This window comes from Plantactinospora sp. DSM 117369, from assembly GCF_053764795.1.
Genome location: NZ_CM132446.1, coordinates 270001 through 288036, shown reverse-complemented (window position 1 = coordinate 288036; position 18036 = coordinate 270001). Strand labels below are relative to the sequence as shown.

Annotated in this window: 7 protein-coding genes and 2 rRNA genes (1 of these 9 only partly in view); 3 read left to right on the top strand and 6 right to left on the bottom strand. The window is 69.0% G+C overall.

Annotated elements, in window-relative coordinates; all coding sequences use genetic code 11:
- Positions 1 to 142: 142 nt before the first annotated feature.
- Entirely contained in the window at positions 143 to 1528 is a 1386-nt protein-coding gene (murD, locus tag ACSMXO_RS01340) for a UDP-N-acetylmuramoyl-L-alanine--D-glutamate ligase (protein ID WP_455416431.1), read from the top strand.
- Between the two features lie 70 nt (positions 1529 to 1598).
- Here the strand turns inward: murD and ACSMXO_RS01335 are convergent, their stop codons facing one another.
- The 4 genes from ACSMXO_RS01335 to ACSMXO_RS01320 all read right to left on the bottom strand — a co-directional run bounded on the left by ACSMXO_RS01335 (position 1599) and on the right by ACSMXO_RS01320 (position 11587).
- Positions 1599 to 3596, bottom strand: a complete 1998-nt coding sequence (locus tag ACSMXO_RS01335; protein ID WP_455416430.1) for a cell wall-binding repeat-containing protein — start codon at positions 3594 to 3596, stop codon at positions 1599 to 1601.
- A gap of 154 nt (positions 3597 to 3750) precedes the next feature.
- Positions 3751 to 5769 (bottom strand): cell wall-binding repeat-containing protein, encoded by a 2019-nt coding sequence (locus ACSMXO_RS01330; protein WP_455416429.1) that lies wholly within the window; start codon positions 5767 to 5769, stop codon positions 3751 to 3753.
- Positions 5770 to 6064: 295 nt separating this feature from the next.
- Entirely contained in the window at positions 6065 to 7063 is a 999-nt protein-coding gene (locus tag ACSMXO_RS01325; RefSeq protein ID WP_455416428.1) for a hypothetical protein, read from the bottom strand.
- A gap of 144 nt (positions 7064 to 7207) precedes the next feature.
- A complete protein-coding gene (locus ACSMXO_RS01320; protein WP_455416427.1) occupies positions 7208 to 11587 on the bottom strand; it encodes an ExeM/NucH family extracellular endonuclease in 4380 nt (1459 codons plus the stop codon).
- A gap of 426 nt (positions 11588 to 12013) precedes the next feature.
- Here ACSMXO_RS01320 and ACSMXO_RS01315 point away from each other — a divergent pair, with 426 nt between their 5' ends.
- Both ACSMXO_RS01315 and ACSMXO_RS01310 read left to right on the top strand, forming a co-directional pair.
- Positions 12014 to 13906, top strand: coding sequence for a VanW family protein (locus ACSMXO_RS01315; protein ID WP_455419128.1), 1893 nt, complete (start codon positions 12014 to 12016; stop codon positions 13904 to 13906).
- Positions 13907 to 14046: 140 nt separating this feature from the next.
- Positions 14047 to 14850 carry a S1 family peptidase gene (locus tag ACSMXO_RS01310; protein WP_455416426.1) on the top strand — a complete coding sequence of 268 codons (804 nt, stop codon included), beginning with the start codon at positions 14047 to 14049 and terminating at the stop codon, positions 14848 to 14850.
- A 110-nt stretch (positions 14851 to 14960) separates the two neighbouring features.
- Here the strand turns inward: ACSMXO_RS01310 and rrf are convergent.
- Positions 14961 to 15077, bottom strand: a 5S ribosomal RNA gene (gene rrf / locus ACSMXO_RS01305).
- Between the two features lie 94 nt (positions 15078 to 15171).
- Positions 15172 to 18036, bottom strand: a 23S ribosomal RNA gene (locus tag ACSMXO_RS01300) (it continues 249 nt past the right edge of the window).

The window sequence follows — 18036 nt, the reverse complement described above, 5'->3', positions numbered from 1 at the left end:
GCTTCTCCGCCGGGGCGGTGCGCAAGCTCACACGTTCCGGCGACCAGCGGAGACCGGGCCGGCGGTCCGCGGTCGGCGTCCCCACTCGGGACGCCGGGAGCCGGGACTAGAGTTTGGGCGCGTACCGGAGGGGAGTTGTCAGGTGCAACTGGCGGATTTGCGCGGCCGTCGGGTCGCGGTCTGGGGCACCGGCCGGGAGGGCGTCGCGGCGATCAACGCGGTCGCCCCGGTCGGGCCGGCCGAACTGGTCGCGGTGATGGACCGGGAGACGTACGCCGCCAAGCCCTGGACCGGCCCGCTCGCCGAACTGGCTCCACTGCACACCGGCCCCGCCGCACTGGACGTCCTGCTCCGCTCGGACGTGGTCGTCCGGTCCCCGGTGATCGGCGAGACCCACCCCTGGGTGGTACGCCTGCGCGAGCACGGCGTCCCGATCACCAGCGGCACGGCGCTGTGGATGGCCGAGCACGCGGCCAGCACGATCGGGGTCACCGGCAGCAAGGGCAAGAGCACCACCACCAACCTGATCAGCCACCTGCTCACCGCCGTCGACCGCCCCAACGTGATGGGCGGCAACATCGGCGTACCGGTGCTCGACCTGCCGCCCGCGCAGCGGTACGTCCTGGAACTCTCGATGTACCAGTGCGCCGACCTGACCGACTCGCCCGACGTGGCGGTACTCACCTCGCTCGCCCCGGAGCACCTGGACTGGGCCGGCGGGGAGGCGGAGTACTACCGGCACAAGCTGAACCTCGTCGACCACGGGCCCCGGTGCGTGGCGTTCAACGCGCACGACGACCGGCTCCGCGCCGAACTCGCGGGCCGGCCCGGGCTGCCGCTGCTCCCCGCCGGCACGGTCGGCACCCCCGCCGACGCCGATGAGCCCACCTTCCACGTGGCCACCGAGCCCGACGGCACCCGCTGGGTACGCCTCGGCGTCCAGCAGCTCTTTCCGCGTACCGCGCTGCCACTCGTCGGGCGGCACAACGAGGGAAACCTCTGCGTCGCGCTGACCGCACTGCGGGCGGTCGGCGTCGACTGTGTCGCCGAACGGGACCGGCTCGCCACCGCGCTGGCCACGCTGCCGGCCCTGGAGCACCGGCTCACCCCGATCGAGGACCCGTCCGGGATCACCTTCGTGGACGACTCGCTCTCGACGATCCCGCAGTCGGCGATCCACGCCATCGAGGCGTACGCGGGCCGTCCGTTGACCGTGATCGTCGGCGGCGAGGACCGGGGCGTGGACTACGGCCCGCTGCGCGACTTCCTCGCCGAACAGGAGATCGTGGCCACGCTGATCGGCATCCCGGACAGCGGGCCCCGGATCCTCGACGTGGTCAAGGACCTCGCCGGTATCACCACCGTCCTCGCCCACGACCTGCCCGAGGCGGTACGTCTCGGGCGGGAACGCACTCCCGCCGGCGGTGTGGTGCTGATGTCCCCGGCGGCGCCGAGCTACGGACGGTTCGACAACTACGCGCACCGCTCCCGGGTCTTCCGGGAAGCGATCAGCGCGACCCAGGACTAGCCTGCGGCGCCCCGGGTGGCGACGGGGCCGGCCCCTGGCCCGGACCGGCCCGCGCCGCCGCTGGCAGGGACTACCTGCCTGCCACCTGCTCGCCCAGCGCCTCGACGGCGGCCTTGCGCTCCCCGGCCGAACGCCGGAGTCCGGCGCCGTCGACCGACGACGTCCGGGCAGCCCGATCCGCCCCGGTCGCGTTGGCCTGCGCGGCCTCGCTGCCGGGATTCTCCAGGTACTGGTACCCGACCCAGCCGTCGATCCAGTGACCGATGCCGTCCTGCTGGGCCCGGTTCATGACCCCCGCGCTGCCGAAGATCAGCCCCATCCCGACCGAACCGCTGACCTCGTCGAGGAGCGTGCTCGCGTCCGGCCCGATGCCCGTGCTCAGGCCCGGGGTGGGCATCAACGGGCCGCCGAGGCTGCCCATCAGCGCCCCGCCGGCCAGCGCGTCCGGCCAGTCCGTCCCGGTGGCGAAGCCCATGTGCTGCGGCCCGGTGAAGAACGCCCGTCCGACGTACTGCGCGGTCTGGTAGCGATTCGCGCCGAACAACCGGTACGGGTCGTACGGCTGGGTGGCCTCGACCGTCTCGCGCCCGATGGCGTACAGCTCGGCGCCGGACGGGAGCGCGGCGAGGTAGCTGGCGCTCGGTGCCGGCAGAACGCTGTCCTGGGTCAGCAGGACCACCGCCGAGGTCCCGGAGCCGGGTCGGTTGTACGCGCCCGCCGCCGCACCGGCCGCGAGCGCGTCCGGGAAGTCCATCCCGGTCGCGGCGAGCACCAGATCCGGGGTGGGGTCGATCTCGTCAGCGATCGCGATCGCGGTGCTGAACCGGTTGGCGCCGGCCAGCCGCTTCACCTGGTAACCCAACGCCTCGATCTCGTCCCGCACCCCGTCGGAGATCGCCCCGGCGCTGCCCAGCAGGTACACGGTGCTGCCCGGGGCCAGGATCCGCTGGATCTCCGCCCTGGTCGCCGGGGTCAGTGCCGTCGGCTGGGTCAGCAGCAACGGTCCCTGCTTCGCCGCCGCCAACGCGGCCCCGCCCAACGCGTCGGCGAACAGGTCCGACCGGGACAGCACCACCGACTCGGCCCGGTGCGCCGCGTCGCTCTCGCCGAGCGAGGCCCAGTACGACCGGGACGCGGCGACCGAGGTGGCGAACCGATTGGAACCGGCGAGCCGGATCACCCGGTCCAGCCGCTTCGGCCGGTACGCCGGCACGCCGCGGACGACCGTTGCCCTCGGCCTGCCCGCCTCGGTGCCGTCGGCCCGGGCCTCGTAGACCGCACCGCTGCTCTGCTGGAACGCGATGTTCTTCCCGTCCGGGGACCAGATGGGCTCGTCGTGCCGCGTCGGGTTCGAGGCCACCGGGATGACGTTGCCACCGTCGAGGTCGCTGACCCAGACCTGGTGGTGGCTGCCGTCCGACCGCAGGAACGCCACCCTGGTGCCGTCCGGTGAGATCGACGGCTCGCTCGCGTTGGTGATGATCCTGGTGTACCCGCCGTCGGGCGTCAGGACGCCGATCTCCGGCGTACCGGTCGGCTCGCCGCCGGCATTCGCCTGACGCTGGACGACGATCCGCCCGTCGGCACCGCTGTCCGGATTGAGGTAGTGGTAGCCGTCATCCGGACTGATCCGCTGCCTCTCCCCGCCGTAACCGCTGGGCGCCAGTTCCAGGCGCCACGGCTGGCCGAGCGGCTTGGCGGCCCAGACCACACTCCCACCGCTGCCGACCCAGTGCGGTTCCGCCCGCTCGGTATCCGGCTCCGCGTCCGCGATGATCCGGATGTTGTCCGCGTCGTCGTACCGCAGGGTCCAGATGTCGTTCCAGGTCGTGACGAAGACCGCCCGGCTGCCGTCCGGGGACCAGGCCGCATCGGTGATGGTCGTCTGCGAGGACTCCAGCGAGCGGCTGTCGGCCGACTGCAGTACGTCGCCGCCGTTGCTCGCGGTGAGGACCGCGCCCTCGGCGGGGTGGCTGGCGTGCACCGGGTCGGCTCCGGCCAGCACGGCTGCGCCGGCCGCGAGCGCCGAGGCGATGGCCAGCGGACGGCGGATTCTGGGTGACTTCAATGCGGCTCCTTGGTGCGGGAACGCGGATCGGGGTGGGCGTTTCGTGACGACACCGTTCCAGGAGGTCTCGCCGGACAACGACCGGAGGGCCTGGCCTGATGGCCAGACCCTCCGTGCCGCGAGTCTTCCCGACTATCCGTCCGGACCGTGCTGGTTACCGGCCTTCCGGCAACTCCGACCGCTCGCGAGCGGCGTCGGCCGCCGCCTCGAACTCCTCGGCGGTACGCGGCTTGACCGTGCTTCCGACCGCCGACTGCCCGGCGGCCCGGGCCTCAGCGCCGGAGATGTCGGTCTTGCCGAGCGTGATGATCGGGTTCGACACCTTGTCGAAGCCGCCGGGGCCGCTGAGCCAGCGCCCGATCGGGTCGAGCTGCGAGTTCGGTACCACGCCGGCGCTGCCGAAGACCATCCCGGTGTGCAGCGTCCCACTGTGCTCGTCGAGGAAGTACTCGGTCTCCCAGGTGACCGTCGACGAGTTGCCGTTGGTGAGCAGCAGCGGGCCGTTGAGGGTGCCCATCAGGGCACCGCCGGCCAGCGCGTCCGGCCAGTTCATCCCGGTCGCGACGCCCGCGTGGTAGGTCCCGCCGAAGAACATGTACCCAACCTGGAGGGCGGTGTCGAACCTGTTTTCACCCACGACTTTCAGTGGGAGGTACGGCTCGGTCGCATCAAAGCCCTGACGGCCGATGCCGAAGATGAGGGAGGTGGCGGAGACCTCGTCGAGGTAGCTCCGGATCGGAGCGGTCAGGGTGTAGTCCCTGGTCAGGATCACCACCGCGGACATGTCGGTGCCCGGAACGTTGTACGAGCCGGCCGCCGCACCGGCGGCGAGCGCGTCCGGGAAGTTCATCCCGGTCGCGGCGAGCACCAGATCCGGGGTGGGGTCGATCTCGTTCGCGATCGCGATCGACGTGGTGAACCGGTCCGTGCCGGCGAGCCGCTTCACCTGGTAGCCCAGCGCCTCGACCTGCTCCTCGACGGTGGTCGAGAGCGCGCCGGGGCTGCCCAGCAGGTAGACCGTCTTGCCCGGGGCGAGGATCCGCTGGATCTCGGCCTGGGTGTCGGGGTTGAGCGCGGTCGGCGCGGTCAGCAGCAGCGGTCCCTGCCTCGCGGCGGCCAGCGCCGCACCGCCGAGCGCGTCGGCGAACAGGTCCGACCGGGACAGCACGACGGCCTGAGCCTGCGGGCGGGCGTCCCCGCCGTCGCCCGCGTCCGCCCAGTACGACTGGGAGACGGTGGTCGCGGTCGTGAAGCGGTTCGCGCCCGCGAGCCGGGCCACCTTGTCCCGGCGCTTCGGCTGGTAGGACGGGACACCGGAAAGCCCGCTGACCACGGTCGGCGTCGCCGGGCTACCGGTGGCCGGCACGGTCGCCACGCCGCCGTTCTGGCTGAACGCCAACTCGGTGCCATCCGGCGACCAGACCGGGTTGTCGTGGTTGAACGCGTTCGAGGTGATCTGGACCTGGCCGGTGCCGTCGATGTTGGCCATCCAGACCTGGTTGTAGGTCCCGTCGGACCGGATGAACGCCAGCTTCTTGCCGTTCGGCGCGATGGCGGGGTTACCGCCGTTGGTGACGACCGTCTGGAACACCCCGCCGTCGTAGACGCCGACGTCGGGCTGCCCGGTCGGGTTGCCGCCGCTGTCGGCGCGGGTCTCGTAGACGAGCAGGTCGCCCGGACCGGTGTCCGGCTTCAGGTAGTGCCGGTCGTCGATCGGCGAGATGGTGTGCGCCGGGAAACCGCCCGAGGCCTCCTGGAGGTCCAGCCGCCAGGGCTGCCCGGCTTCCTTGGCCGCCCAGAGCACACCCTGGCCGTTGCCGAAGTAGTTCGGGTCACGGCGCTCGATCTGCGGGCCGTCCGGGTCGGGATAGGTCATCCACCAGTGGTTGGCGCCGTCGTTGTAGCGGACGGTGGAGATGTGGCCGTCGCTGGTGGAGAAGATCGCCCGGCTGCCGTCGGGTGCCCAGGCGGCACCGTTGACGCCGCTCGGCGGCGGAATGTCGCCCCACCACTGACCCCTGAGGGTGAGAGTGGAACCGCCACGGAACCTGATCGTGTCGCTGCCGTCGCTCGCGGTCAGCGTGCTGCCGGTGCCGGGAAGGCTGGCCTGCGCCGGCGCCGAGGCGACGAGGACGGTGGTGGCTCCGATGGCGAGAGTCGAGGCAAACGCCAACGGTCGGGAAAGTGAACGTGGAGGCAAGGGGACTCCTCGCGAAAGAATCAGCGTCGCACTGCCCAGATAGGGATGGTTGACCCCCCGTGGGGCGACGCCCGAGCAACTTTAAGGGTTCCTTTATTCAGGGCGCTGCCCCGTTACGGCTTCGCGTACCAAATTGGTCCGTTAGGCCAGTCACACTCCGACGATCCGGCGGTTCGGCGCTGCGAAAACCACCATGTGACACGGTCCGGGCGAGTAATCCGATTTGCCGTCCACACGGGATCGTGCATTGCACCCGTCCGGATGGTGATTACCCGAGCACGCTCAACAGATTGCGTATCGACCGAATCGCGGACCGTATCTCCTGGAGATACCGATCCGGCCCCAACGGCTCCGCCGGGCCGTACCCGGGCAGCCGGTCCGGGTCCAGCCCCACCGTGTCCACCTGGCAGCCGTAGCCGAGGCCGAGCGTACGGATCGCGTCGCAGTGCTGGAACGGCACGTAGATCTGCGAGGTCAGCACCAGTACCCGGTCCCCGGCCGCCGGTCCCCGCTCCGCCGCCCAGAAGTGGTACGTGTCGGAGGTGTGCGCCCGCCGGGTCGCCGGCTCCGTCGACGGCGCGGCCAGTACCCGCACCACCGGCCGGGCGGCCGGGCGGTAGACGGCGACCGACCAGGACCGGTGGTCGATCTCACCCGCCGAGCGCCGCTCCTCGACGGTCCCCGGGCAGCCGAACGCGGCCCGGATGCCCAGGCCCATCGCGTCCACCTCGTAGCCGCCGTCCAGCCGCACGCGGTGCTGGTCCGCGGGGAGGTGCAGCCGCTCGAGTTCGGCGGGGCGGAGTGGGCGGAAGCTGCCCAGCGCGGCGATCTCACCGACCTCGACCGCCCCGGTGTCGACCAGCCGGGCGGCGTAGGCGGTCCGTTGCAGGCAGGACCGGGCCAGCCCGCCCAGCACCAGCAGGTGGTCGTACCGCCGGCCGGGCACGGGCCGCGAGCCGGCCAGGCCGAGCGCCTCGGCGGCCGACCGGACCAGGCCGGCGACGGCGGGGTCGAGAGCGGTCTCGACCACCTCGTCCCGCTCGGCCGCGCCGTGCCGGCTCCGGAAGTCCCAGTGCCGGGCCGAGAAGTCGTCCAGCCAGCCCAGCAGCCCGGCCGGGGCGAGCCGGTCGGGCAACTCGTCGCCGTAGGCGGCCACCAGGTCCCGCAGCGGCTGGGACCGGGCCCAGCCGGTCAGCCCGGCCACCAGGTCGTCCCGGGACGTCGCGCCGGCACCGGTCGGCAGCGGTATGGGCTGGTACCGGCTCACCCTCGTCCTTTCCCGCCCACGGAGGAACGGCGTCCGCCCGGGGGCACGTCACGACGGTCGACTGCGGGCCCGGAACCGGCGACCGGCCCGGGCCCGCAGTCACGATGCGTCAACTCAACTGCCGGTCCGTACTGAAACCGTCGTTCACAGCCTGGCACACTGTCCGGTCGCCGGGCCCCGGACCGTGTTGGTCCGGCCGTCGTTGCCCGGTGCCGGCGAGTTGGCCACGCAGCTCAGCGGTCCGCTGATGGTGTTGCCGGCGACCAGCACCGGCTGGCTGCCGGAGTTGCCGACCAGCGAGACCGGGCCGGCGACGGTGACGGTGTCGACCCGCACCCCGCCACGGCTGAGGGCGACCGAGACCGGCCCGCTCACCCTGCCCTCCTCGACCAGCACCTGGCCGGTCGCGGCGACCACCGTAACCGGGCCGGAGACCCTGGTGCCGCTCAGGGTGAGCAGCGCCGATCCGGTGGCGGTGACCGGGCCGGAGATGCTGCCGCCGGTCGCCAGCAGCGACGCGCCGGGCAGCACGGTCACCGGGCCGGTGACGGTCGCGTTCTCCAGGCAGGTGAGCCCGGAGAAGACGGTCAGCGGCCGGTTGTGCCGACCGGTGATCGTCGTGGTGCACTCCGGGCCGGGCCGGCCGACCGCCGAGCGGGGCGCCGGGTCGGCGGTGACCGGCGAGTTCTCGGCGAGGTAGTCGGTCAGCATGGTCAGGTCGTTGTCACCGGTGGTGGTCTTGTCCACGTTGGTGGCCAGGGTGGCGAAGTTGTCCCCACCGGCCGCCAGGAACGAGTTCACCGTCACCCGGTAGGTGCCGGTCGGGTTGATCGGCGCGCCGTTCAGGGACATCGACGTGATCCGGGAGCCCTGCGCGGCCTCGGGGTCGTAGGTGTAGCTGAAGCCCTTGGAGACCCCCAGCCAGAGCACCGGCCGGGAGGCGCCCGCCGGCTGCCACTGCTCCTCCAGCACCTGCTTGATCTGGGCCCCGGTGTACGTCTTCGTCACCACGTCGTTGGCGAACGGCTGCACCGAGAACGCCTCCGCGTACGTGACCACCCCGTCCGGGGCGTACAGCAGGTCGGACCGGAGACCGCCCGGGTTCATGAACGCGATCTGCGCCCCGCCCCGGCCGGCCGCACTGGTGCCGGCGAGCTGCACGTCGGCGATGAAGTTGCCGAGCACCGACTCCTTGCCCCGGTCCTCGTTCCCGGCCTCGTTGTACGCCCGCTTGATGTCCGCGGTGATCGATCCGAGCGGGCGCTGGCCCAGCTCCTGCGCCCGGGTCTTGGCTGCCGCCACGATCTCGGCGACCCCCGGGTGCTGCGGTGCGCCAACCACGTCGACGAGCTGGGCGTCGGCCGCGGTGACCGCACCGGTGGCCGGGTCGAAGGTCAGGTCGACCTTGCCCAGCCGCTTGCCGTAGTCCTCGGCCTGCACGATCGGCCGCAGCTTGTCGGTGCCGGGCACCGGCACCTCGAAGGCGTACGGCTGGTGGGTGTGCCCGCTGAAGATGACGTCGATGGTGGCGTCCGCCCGGGTGAACTTGCCGAAGACCGGGTCGTTCGCCAGCGCCTCGGCCGAGCTGATGTTCTCGGTCGCCGCGCCCTCGTGGGCGAGCAGCACCACCACGTCGGCCTCGCCGTTGGCCGGGTTGCCGTCCTTGAGCTGTGCGGCCACGGCGTTCGCCTCGGCAACCGGCTCCCGGAAGGTGATCCCGGCGATGCCGTCCGGGCTGACCAGCGAGCCGGTCTGCTCGGTCACCACCCCGACGAAGCCGACCCGCACCCCACCGACGCTGCTGACCGAGTACGCCGGCAGTGCCCGCTCGTCACCCCGGTAGACGTTCGCACCGAGCAGCGGGAAGTCGGCCCGGCCGGTCACCCGGCCGGTCAGGTCCGCGATGCCCTTGTCGAACTCGTGGTTGCCGACCGCCGAGACGGCCAGCCCCATCTCGTTCAGCGCGTCGATCGTCGGGTTGTCACCGTCGATCGCCGAGATGAACGTGGAGGCGCCGATGTTGTCGCCGGCGGAGACGAACGCGGTGTTCGGGTTCTCCGCGCGGAGCTGGTCGACCAGGCCGGCGACCTGGGCGGCACCGCCGACCGGGCGGCCGTCCGGCGCGTTGCCGGGCGACTCCAGCCGACCGTGGAAGTCGTTGACGCTGAGCAGTCGCAGGTCGACCGGACCGGTCGCCCCGGTCTCCAGGCCGACGACGATCGGGTTGTGGTCGCTGGCCCGGTACGGGTCCGCGGCGAAGAACGCCGGGTGCCCGTCGTACTGGAAGGCGTACGACTCGTGCGAGTTGATCTGCCAGACGTCGACCCCGGTGACCCGTTCGGCCAGCGACGCCGAGGCGACCGCGTGGTCCAGCGAGCCGGATTCGCCGCCGAAGACGTAACTCGCCTTGCCGGTGTCGTTCAGGTCGACGTACCCGGCGTCGTAGAGGACCTGCATCGGGTCCTCCCGGGTGTACGCGTTGAAGTCGCCGAGCAGCAGCACCTGGTCGCTGCCGCTGTCGGCCTTGAGCTGGTCGACGAAGGCGGTCAGCGCGCGGGCCTGGCGGACCCGGTCGCCGTTGAACGCGCCCTGTCCGTCACCGCTGTCCGCGTTGTCGCCGGTCGCCGCGTCGGAGCTGCTCTTCGACTTGAGGTGGTTGGCCACCACGGTGAAGGTGGTCGCGCCGGCCGTGAAGGTCTGCGCGATCGGCTCCCGGGCGTTGAACCACACGGTCTCGTCGTTGACCGACCGGGACGCACCCTTCGGCTGCGCCTTCGCCGGCTTAAAGATGATCGCGGTGGTGATGAAGTCCTGCTGGGCCGCGGCCGGCAGGTCCGCCGGGGTACGCACGTAGTCCCAGGTACCGGCGCCGGCCGCGGTGTTCAGCGCGGCGACGAGCCGCTTCAGCGCCTGCTGCGGGTCGGCGGCGTTGAACCGGACCGAGTTCTCGATCTCCTGGAGTGCCACCACGTCGGCGCCGAGCGCGTTGATCGCCGAGACGATCTTCGCCTCCTGCTTGGCGAGCGCCGCCTCGTTCTCGGCGCCCCGGGCGTCGCCGCCGAAGTGCACGAAGTAGTTCAGCACGTTGAACGCGCCGACCTTGAGGTCACCGCCGACGTCGCCAGGTGCCGGCGTACGCGGGTTGGTCACCTTGAAGGTGGTCCGGCCGGCCGGCGGGGTGTCCGCGCTGACCGGGGTGGTCGGCTGGAGCCGCCACTCGTTGAACCCGTACGACAGCACGGTCGGGCCGAACGCCTCGACCGAGTCGCCGACCCGCAGCGGGCTGCCCGGCGCCAGGTACGGCGGCAGCAGGCCCGCGTCGGCCAGGTTGGTGGTCCGGCCGTCGTCGACCAGCAGCCGGGCCAGCTTGTTCGCCGCCGCCGCCGCACGGGCGGCGTCGGTGCCGGGCCGGGCGACGTCGGTGGGTATCACCGCGGCGCGGTCGCCGGCGGCGAGCACCACCTCGCCGTACCGGTTGGTGTTGTAGACCTCGGAGACGGTGAACTGGCCGACCGGGGCGACCAGCATCGACTCGACCGACTCCCGCGCCGGGGCGTCCAGCGGCAGCGAGAGCGCGACCGGCGACGGCAGCGCGACCTGATGCTCGCAGACCTGCACGTCGGCCTTGACGGCGATGCTGACCTGGGTGAGCCCGTTGAACTCGCTCGCGGTGCCGCTGACCCGGACCCGGTCGCCGAGCGCGACGCTCGGGTGGTTGGCGGCGTTGCTGGTCAGGTAGACGAAGATGCCGTCCGAGGCGGTCCCGGCGGCCGGCGGCCGCCCGCCGCTGCCGGCGGTCTGCAGGTAGATGCCGTTGTACCCGCCGGTGCGGTGGTCGCCGCTGACGACACCCTCGACGGTCACCCGGGTACCGGCCAGCGGTGTCGCGTCGCCGGTGCCCTGGACCTGGGCGATGGTGTGGCTGACCGGGGTGTCGCAGCCGACCGGGTCCGGATCCGGGTCCGGGTCGCCGCCGGTGTTGCGGGTGCCGAAGCTGTTCAGTGCCGGGGCCCGCCACGTCCCGTCGATCCGCTGGAGGGACTCTCCGATCGGGGTGCCGCTCCCCTCGGCCACTCCGATGTCGGTGGCGGCCCGCCCGTCGCCCGGCCCGCCGACTCCGGTCAACCCGCCCTCGTAGCTGAGGAACTCGGCGACGGCGCCGCCGGGGGCGACCAGCGCGACCGCGTCCGGCGAGCCGTTCTGGATCCCGTCCGTCGGGTACGTCGCGACGACCACCCCGGCCGCCGGCACCGTCCCGCTGAGCGTCCGGGTGTGGTACGGGGCACCGTTGTTGCCGTTGTAGAGGACGAGCTGCCATCCGGTCAGGTCCGTACCGGCCGGCGCCTCGACCTCGATCGCCTCACCGGTGTCCGTACCGACGTTGTCGTAATGGATCTCACTGAGAAAAGGCGTCGCCACAGGTTCGGCGGCAAGGGCCGCTACTCCGCTGGTCATACCGAGCGCACCACTGGTGAGCAGTACGCCCAGCGCCTTGAGCGAGCGTCCGCGTCTGTTCCGGCGCATCACGTTGCCTCCGATAGGGGGTAGACGGTCGGAGCATATGCGGGCTCGGTGGCGTACCGAGAGCTGCCAGGTGTACGGAACACCATGGATGTTCGGTCGTAGCGCGCCGAAGATCGGACTATTCGCTGTTTTCGCCCGGGCGCTGAAACCGTTCCCTCCGGCACCGTCCACTCGGGTTCGATCAATCGCGAGGTCCCGGCGCCACGCCGGAAGTCAGCGGTGAGGCGCCACCGGCCGGACCCGTCGCCCGTTCTGGTCGAGTTTTGGTTACCGTAGTCGGTCAAGGTCCTGCCGGGCGGGCTGTCGTGCCCGCCCGCCGCATCGCGCTGAGGTGTCCGTGAGGCTGAGGTGTCAGTGAGTCAGTACGGCGACAACTCCGTGAGTCAGTACGGCGACAACGCGGTGCCGGCCGACGAGCGGCCGACCATGCAGATGGCCGCCGTCAAGGTGCCCGCCGAGGATCGCCCCACCATCCCGATCACCGCCGTCACCCTGCCGGTCGGGCAGCAGGGCGGCGGCGTTCCGGCCGGCGGTGCCGGGGGTACCCCGGAGACTGTCACCGCGACGTCGGCCGGGTGGGAGACGCCGGCCCCGGGATCCGGGCTCGGCGGCCTGGCGGGAGCCCCCGAGCAGCCGGCACCCCGGCGCCGCCTGCGTCGGATACTGCTCGCCGGTGGCGTGGCCGCCGCCGTGCTGGTCGCCACCGGCGGCGCCACGGCCGGCTACGCGTACGCCGGTGAGGTGCCCCGGGGCACCAGCGTGCTCGGCGTCGACCTGGGTGGCAAGAGCCGGGCCGAGGCGGCCCAGGCGCTCCGCGCCGACCTGGCCTCCCGGGCCAGCACCTTCAGCACCCCCGTCCAGGTACGCATCGGTGACCAGACCGGTGAGGTCTCGCCGGCCACGGTCGGCCTGGCGGTGGACGTCGAGGCGACCGTAGCGGCCGCCGCCGCGCACCGGCCCGGCCCGTTCAGCCTGCTCTTCGGCTCCCGCAGCGCCGAGCCGGTGGTCACCGTCGACGCCGAGAAGCTCGACGCCGAGCTGCGGAAGATCGTCGGCCGGACCGGGCAGCAGATGAGGCTGCCGGCGATCACCTTCAGCGGCACGACGCCCCGGCCGGTCTATCCGAAACCGAGCAAGGGCCTGCGGGCCGAGGAGTCGGCGAAGGCGCTGCGGGAGGGCTGGCTGCGCGGGCAGCCGGTGCAGGTGCCGCTGGTGGAGACGCACCCGGCGACCACCACCGAGGAGGTCGACAAGCTGGTCACCGAGCTGGCCAGGCCGGCGGTCGCCGGCCCGGTCACGGTGACCACCGACCGGGGGAACTTCACCATCGCGCCGGCGGCGATCGCGAAGAGCCTGGTGCTGACCGCCGACAAGACCGGCAAGATCGCCCCCCGGGTGGACGAGAAGAAGCTGCGCACCGCGCTCTCCGGCCAGCTCGACAAGGTCGAGGTGAAGCCGAAGGACGCCACCATGTCGATCCAGGGCAACAAGCCGAAGATCGTGGCCGGCTCGGGCGGCTCGCAGGTGGATGCCGCCGCGCTGGCCCGCGACCTGCTGGCGGTGCTGCCGAAGACGGACGGCCGCACGGTCCGGGCGCAGCTCAAGCCGGTCGAGCCGAAGGTCAGCACCGCGGACCTGACCAAGATGGGGATCAAGGAGCGGGTCTCCACCTTCACCACCAACTTCACCGGCGGTCTCAGCTCGCCGCGCAGCCAGAACATCGTGACGATCGCCCGGGACGTGGACGGCACCGTGGTGAAGCCCGGGGAGACCTTCTCGCTCAACGGGCACACCGGGGAGCGGGGCTACGCCCAGGGCTACCGCGACGCGCCGGTCATCCTGGACGGCAAGCTCGTACCGGGGGTCGGCGGCGGCACCTCCCAGTTCACCACCACGCTGTTCAACGCGACGTACTACGCCGGGCTGGAGGACGTGGAGCACAAGCCGCACTCCTACTGGTTCAGCCGCTATCCGCCGGTCATCGAGTCGACCATCTTCTGGCCGGACCTCGACTTCAAGTTCAAGAACGACACCCCGTACGGCGTCCTGATCGACACCTCACACACCTCCCGCTCGATCACGGTGTCGATCTGGAGCACCAAGGTCTACGACAAGGTGACCACGGAGTGGAGCCCGCGCCGCAACATCACCAAGCCAAAGGTGATCAAGCTCCAGCCGGGTCCGTCCTGCATCCCCACCAACGGGATCGACGGGTTCACCCAGGACGCCTTCCGGCTCTTCCACAAGGGCGGAAAGGTCGTCAAGCGGGAGAAGTTCACCTGGAAGTACCTCGCCGAGCCGCGATACAGCTGCGGCTGACCGTTCCACCGCCCGGTGGTATGACACAACCGGGATGACATCGGCACATTGCGATATAGCGATGGAGGTCCATACGCTGCCGGCATCGTGATCTCAGGCGCGCCCACAAGGCGCGCCACCGATGCTCGGAGAGGACCCCCATGGCTCGTTGGCGCTTCCTCACTCGCCTGGCCGCCGCCGCGTTCGCCGCGGTAGCCGTCGGCGGCGTCACCCTGGCCGCACCGGCCAACGCCGGCCCACGCAACACCGACGTCACACCGTTCGTCGTCGGCGGCACTCGCGCCGCACAGGGCGAGTTCCCGTTCATGGTACGACTCTCGATGGGCTGCGGCGGTTCCCTCTACAGCCCCCGACTTGTCCTCACCGCCGCACACTGCGTCGGGCGTACGGGAAGCAACTCCAGCATCACCGCCACGCTGGGCGTGGTGGACCTGCAGTCGTCGAGCCGGATCCAGGTCCGCTCCAACTACGTCTACCGGGCGCCCGGCTACAACGGCAACGGCGACGACTGGGCGTTGATCCGGCTGGCCAGCCCGGTCACCGGGCTCAGCACCCTGCCGATCGCCACCTCGACCGCGTACGACAGCGGGACGTTCACCGTCGCCGGCTGGGGTGCCACCCGGGAGGGCGGAGCGCAGCAGCGGTACCTGATGAAGGCTAGCGTGCCGTTCGTCAGTGACTCGGTCTGCAACGGCCCCTCGGCGTACGACGGCGACGTCATCGCGGCCGAGGAGATCTGCGCGGGTCCGCTCTCCGGCGGCACCGACACCTGCCAGGGTGACTCGGGCGGCCCGATGTTCCGGCAGGGTGACAGCGGCCTGGTCCAGGTCGGAATCGTCAGCTGGGGCAACGGATGTGCGCGCCCGAACTATCCTGGCGTCTACACCCAGGTCAGCTACTTCTCCTCGGCGATCGCCTCGGCGGCGGCCAGCCTGGGCGGCTGACCGGTCGGGGTGTGGTCGGGGCCGTGGGAACCGGCCAATCCCCACCCACAGACCGGCCAGATAAACACGAGTGGCGCCACCCCACAGGGGTGGCGCCACTTCGCGAAGATGTCCGGCGGCGTCTTACTCTCCCACACCCTCCCGAGTGCAGTACCATCAGCGCTGGAAGGCTTAGCTTCCGGGTTCGGAATGTAACCGGGCGTTTCCCCTCCGCCATAACCGCCGTAACCCTATCAACAACACAAACAACAACCCCACCCACACGAGGGGCACACCATTGTTCGTTTGCTGTGAATCACACAGTGGACGCGTAGCAACTTTGTAGTCAAGTCCTCGGCCTATTAGTACCGGTCAACTGAACCAGTTACCTGGCTTACATCTCCGGCCTATCAACCCAGTCGTCTCACTGGGAGCCTTACCCCCATCACTGGGGTGGGATACCTCATCTCGAAGCAGGCTTCCCGCTTAGATGCTTTCAGCGGTTATCCCTCCCGAACGTAGCCAACCAGCCGTGCCCCTGGCGGGACAACTGGCACACCAGAGGTTCGTCCGTCCCGGTCCTCTCGTACTAGGGACAGCCCTTCTCAAGTATCCTACGCGCACGGCGGATAGGGACCGAACTGTCTCACGACGTTCTAAACCCAGCTCGCGTACCGCTTTAATGGGCGAACAGCCCAACCCTTGGGACCTGCTACAGCCCCAGGATGCGACGAGCCGACATCGAGGTGCCAAACCATCCCGTCGATATGGACTCTTGGGGAAGATCAGCCTGTTATCCCCGGGGTACCTTTTATCCGTTGAGCGACACCGCTTCCACACGCAAGTGCCGGATCACTAGTCCCGACTTTCGTCCCTGCTCGACCCGTCAGTCTCACAGTCAAGCTCCCTTATACACTTACACTCAACACCTGATTGCCAACCAGGCTGAGGGAACCTTTGGGCGCCTCCGTTACATTTTAGGAGGCAACCGCCCCAGTTAAACTACCCACCAGACACTGTCCCTGAACCCGATAAGGGCCCGAAGTTAGATACCCAAACCAACCAGAGTGGTATTTCAAGATTGCCTCCACCCATACTGGCGTATGGACTTCACCGGCTCCCACCTATCCTACACAAGCTAATTCAGATACCAATGTCAAGCTATAGTAAAGGTCCCGGGGTCTTTCCGTCCTGCCGCGCGTAACGAGCATCTTTACTCGTACTGCAATTTCGCCGGGCCTGTGGTTGAGACAGTGGGGAAGTCGTTACGCCATTCGTGCAGGTCGGAACTTACCCGACAAGGAATTTCGCTACCTTAGGATGGTTATAGTTACCACCGCCGTTTACTGGCGCTTAAGTTCTCAGCTTCGCCCCCGAAAGAGCTAACCGGTCCCCTTAACGTTCCAGCACCGGGCAGGCGTCAGTCCATATACATCGAATTACTTCTTCGCATGGACCTGTGTTTTTAGTAAACAGTCGCTTCCCCCTGCTCTCTGCGGCCATACAACGCTCCACCCGCAAAGGGGCTTCACGTCTCCGGCCCCCCTTCTCCCTAAGTTACGGGGGCAATTTGCCGAGTTCCTTAACCACAGTTCACCCGATCGCCTCGGTATTCTCTACCTGACCACCTGTGTCGGTTTAGGGTACGGGCCGCTCGGAACTCGCTAGAGGCTTTTCTCGGCAGCATAGGATCACTGACTTCACCTGAATCGGCTCGGCATCACGTCTCAGCCTTAACGGTGTGCGGATTTGCCTACACACCGGCCTACACGCTTACCCCGGCACAACCACCGGCCGGGCTCAGCTACCTTCCTGCGTCACCCCATCGCTTGACTACTACCCGCCAGGTTCCCACGCTCCCCCACATCAGTCCGAAGACATCAGCAGGTTCGGGTGGTTAGCACAACGAGGTTCATCACGGGCGCTCCTACACGGGTACGGGAATATCAACCCGTTATCCATCGACTACGCCTCTCGGCCTCGCCTTAGGCCCCGACTCACCCAGGGCGGATTAACCTGGCCCTGGAACCCTTGGTCATCCGGCGGAAGGGTTTCTCACCCTTCTTTCGCTACTCATGCCTGCATTCTCACTCGTGCCGCGTCCACAACTGGGTCACCCCGCTGCTTCACCCCCGGCACGACGCTCCCCTACCCATCCACACACCTGCACAACCACCCAAAAGTGATCGCGAAGTTAAAATGTGAATGCCACAGCTTCGGCGGTGTACTTGAGCCCCGCTACATTGTCGGCGCGGAACCACTTGACCAGTGAGCTATTACGCACTCTTTAAAGGATGGCTGCTTCTAAGCCAACCTCCTGGTTGTCTATGCGACCCCACATCCTTTTCCACTTAGCACACGCTTAGGGGCCTTAGCTGGCGATCTGGGCTGTTTCCCTCTCGACTACGAAGCTTATCCCCCGCAGTCTCACTGCCGCGCTCTCACTTACCGGCATTCGGAGTTTGGCTGATTTCAGTAACCTTGTAGGGCCCCTAGACCATCCAGTGCTCTACCTCCGGCAAGAAACACGCGACGCTGCACCTAAATGCATTTCGGGGAGAACCAGCTATCACGGAGTTTGATTGGCCTTTCACCCCTAACCACAGGTCATCCCCCAACTTTTCAACGTTGGTGGGTTCGGCCCTCCACGCGGTCTTACCCACGCTTCAGCCTGCCCATGGCTAGATCACCCCGCTTCGGGTCTAGAACACGCGACTACACGCCCTATTAAGACTCGCTTTCGCTACGGCTACCCCACACGGGTTAACCTCGCCACATGCCACTAACTCGCAGGCTCATTCTTCAAAAGGCACGCCGTCACCCCTAAAGGCTCCGACGGATTGTAGGCGAACGGTTTCAGGTACTATTTCACTCCCCTCCCGGGGTACTTTTCACCATTCCCTCACGGTACTCGTCCGCTATCGGTCACCAGGAAGTATTTAGGCTTACCAGGTGGTCCTGGCAGATTCACGGCAGATTACAGGAGTCCGCCGCTACTCGGGAACACCCACAAGAGAGACCAGCTGCTTTCACCTACCGGACTATCACCGTCTACGGTTGGCTTTCCCACACCATTCAGCTAACAACTGGCTTTATAACTCTCCGGAAGAGTGTCAGCTCTCCCCATGAAGTCCCACAACCCCGACCACGCAACCCCTGACAGGTATCACACGCAACCGGTTTAGCCTCAATCCGCTTTCGCTCGCC

Excerpts from the sequence above, each read along its gene's own strand:
- ACSMXO_RS01310 (WP_455416426.1), top strand. The coding sequence starts at position 14,047 with ATGGCTCGTTGGCGCTTCCTCACTCGCCTGGCCGCCGCCGCGTTCGCC.
- ACSMXO_RS01315 (WP_455419128.1), top strand. The coding sequence starts at position 12,014 with ATGCAGATGGCCGCCGTCAAGGTGCCCGCCGAGGATCGCCCCACCATC.
- ACSMXO_RS01320 (WP_455416427.1), bottom strand. The coding sequence starts at position 11,587 with ATGCGCCGGAACAGACGCGGACGCTCGCTCAAGGCGCTGGGCGTACTG.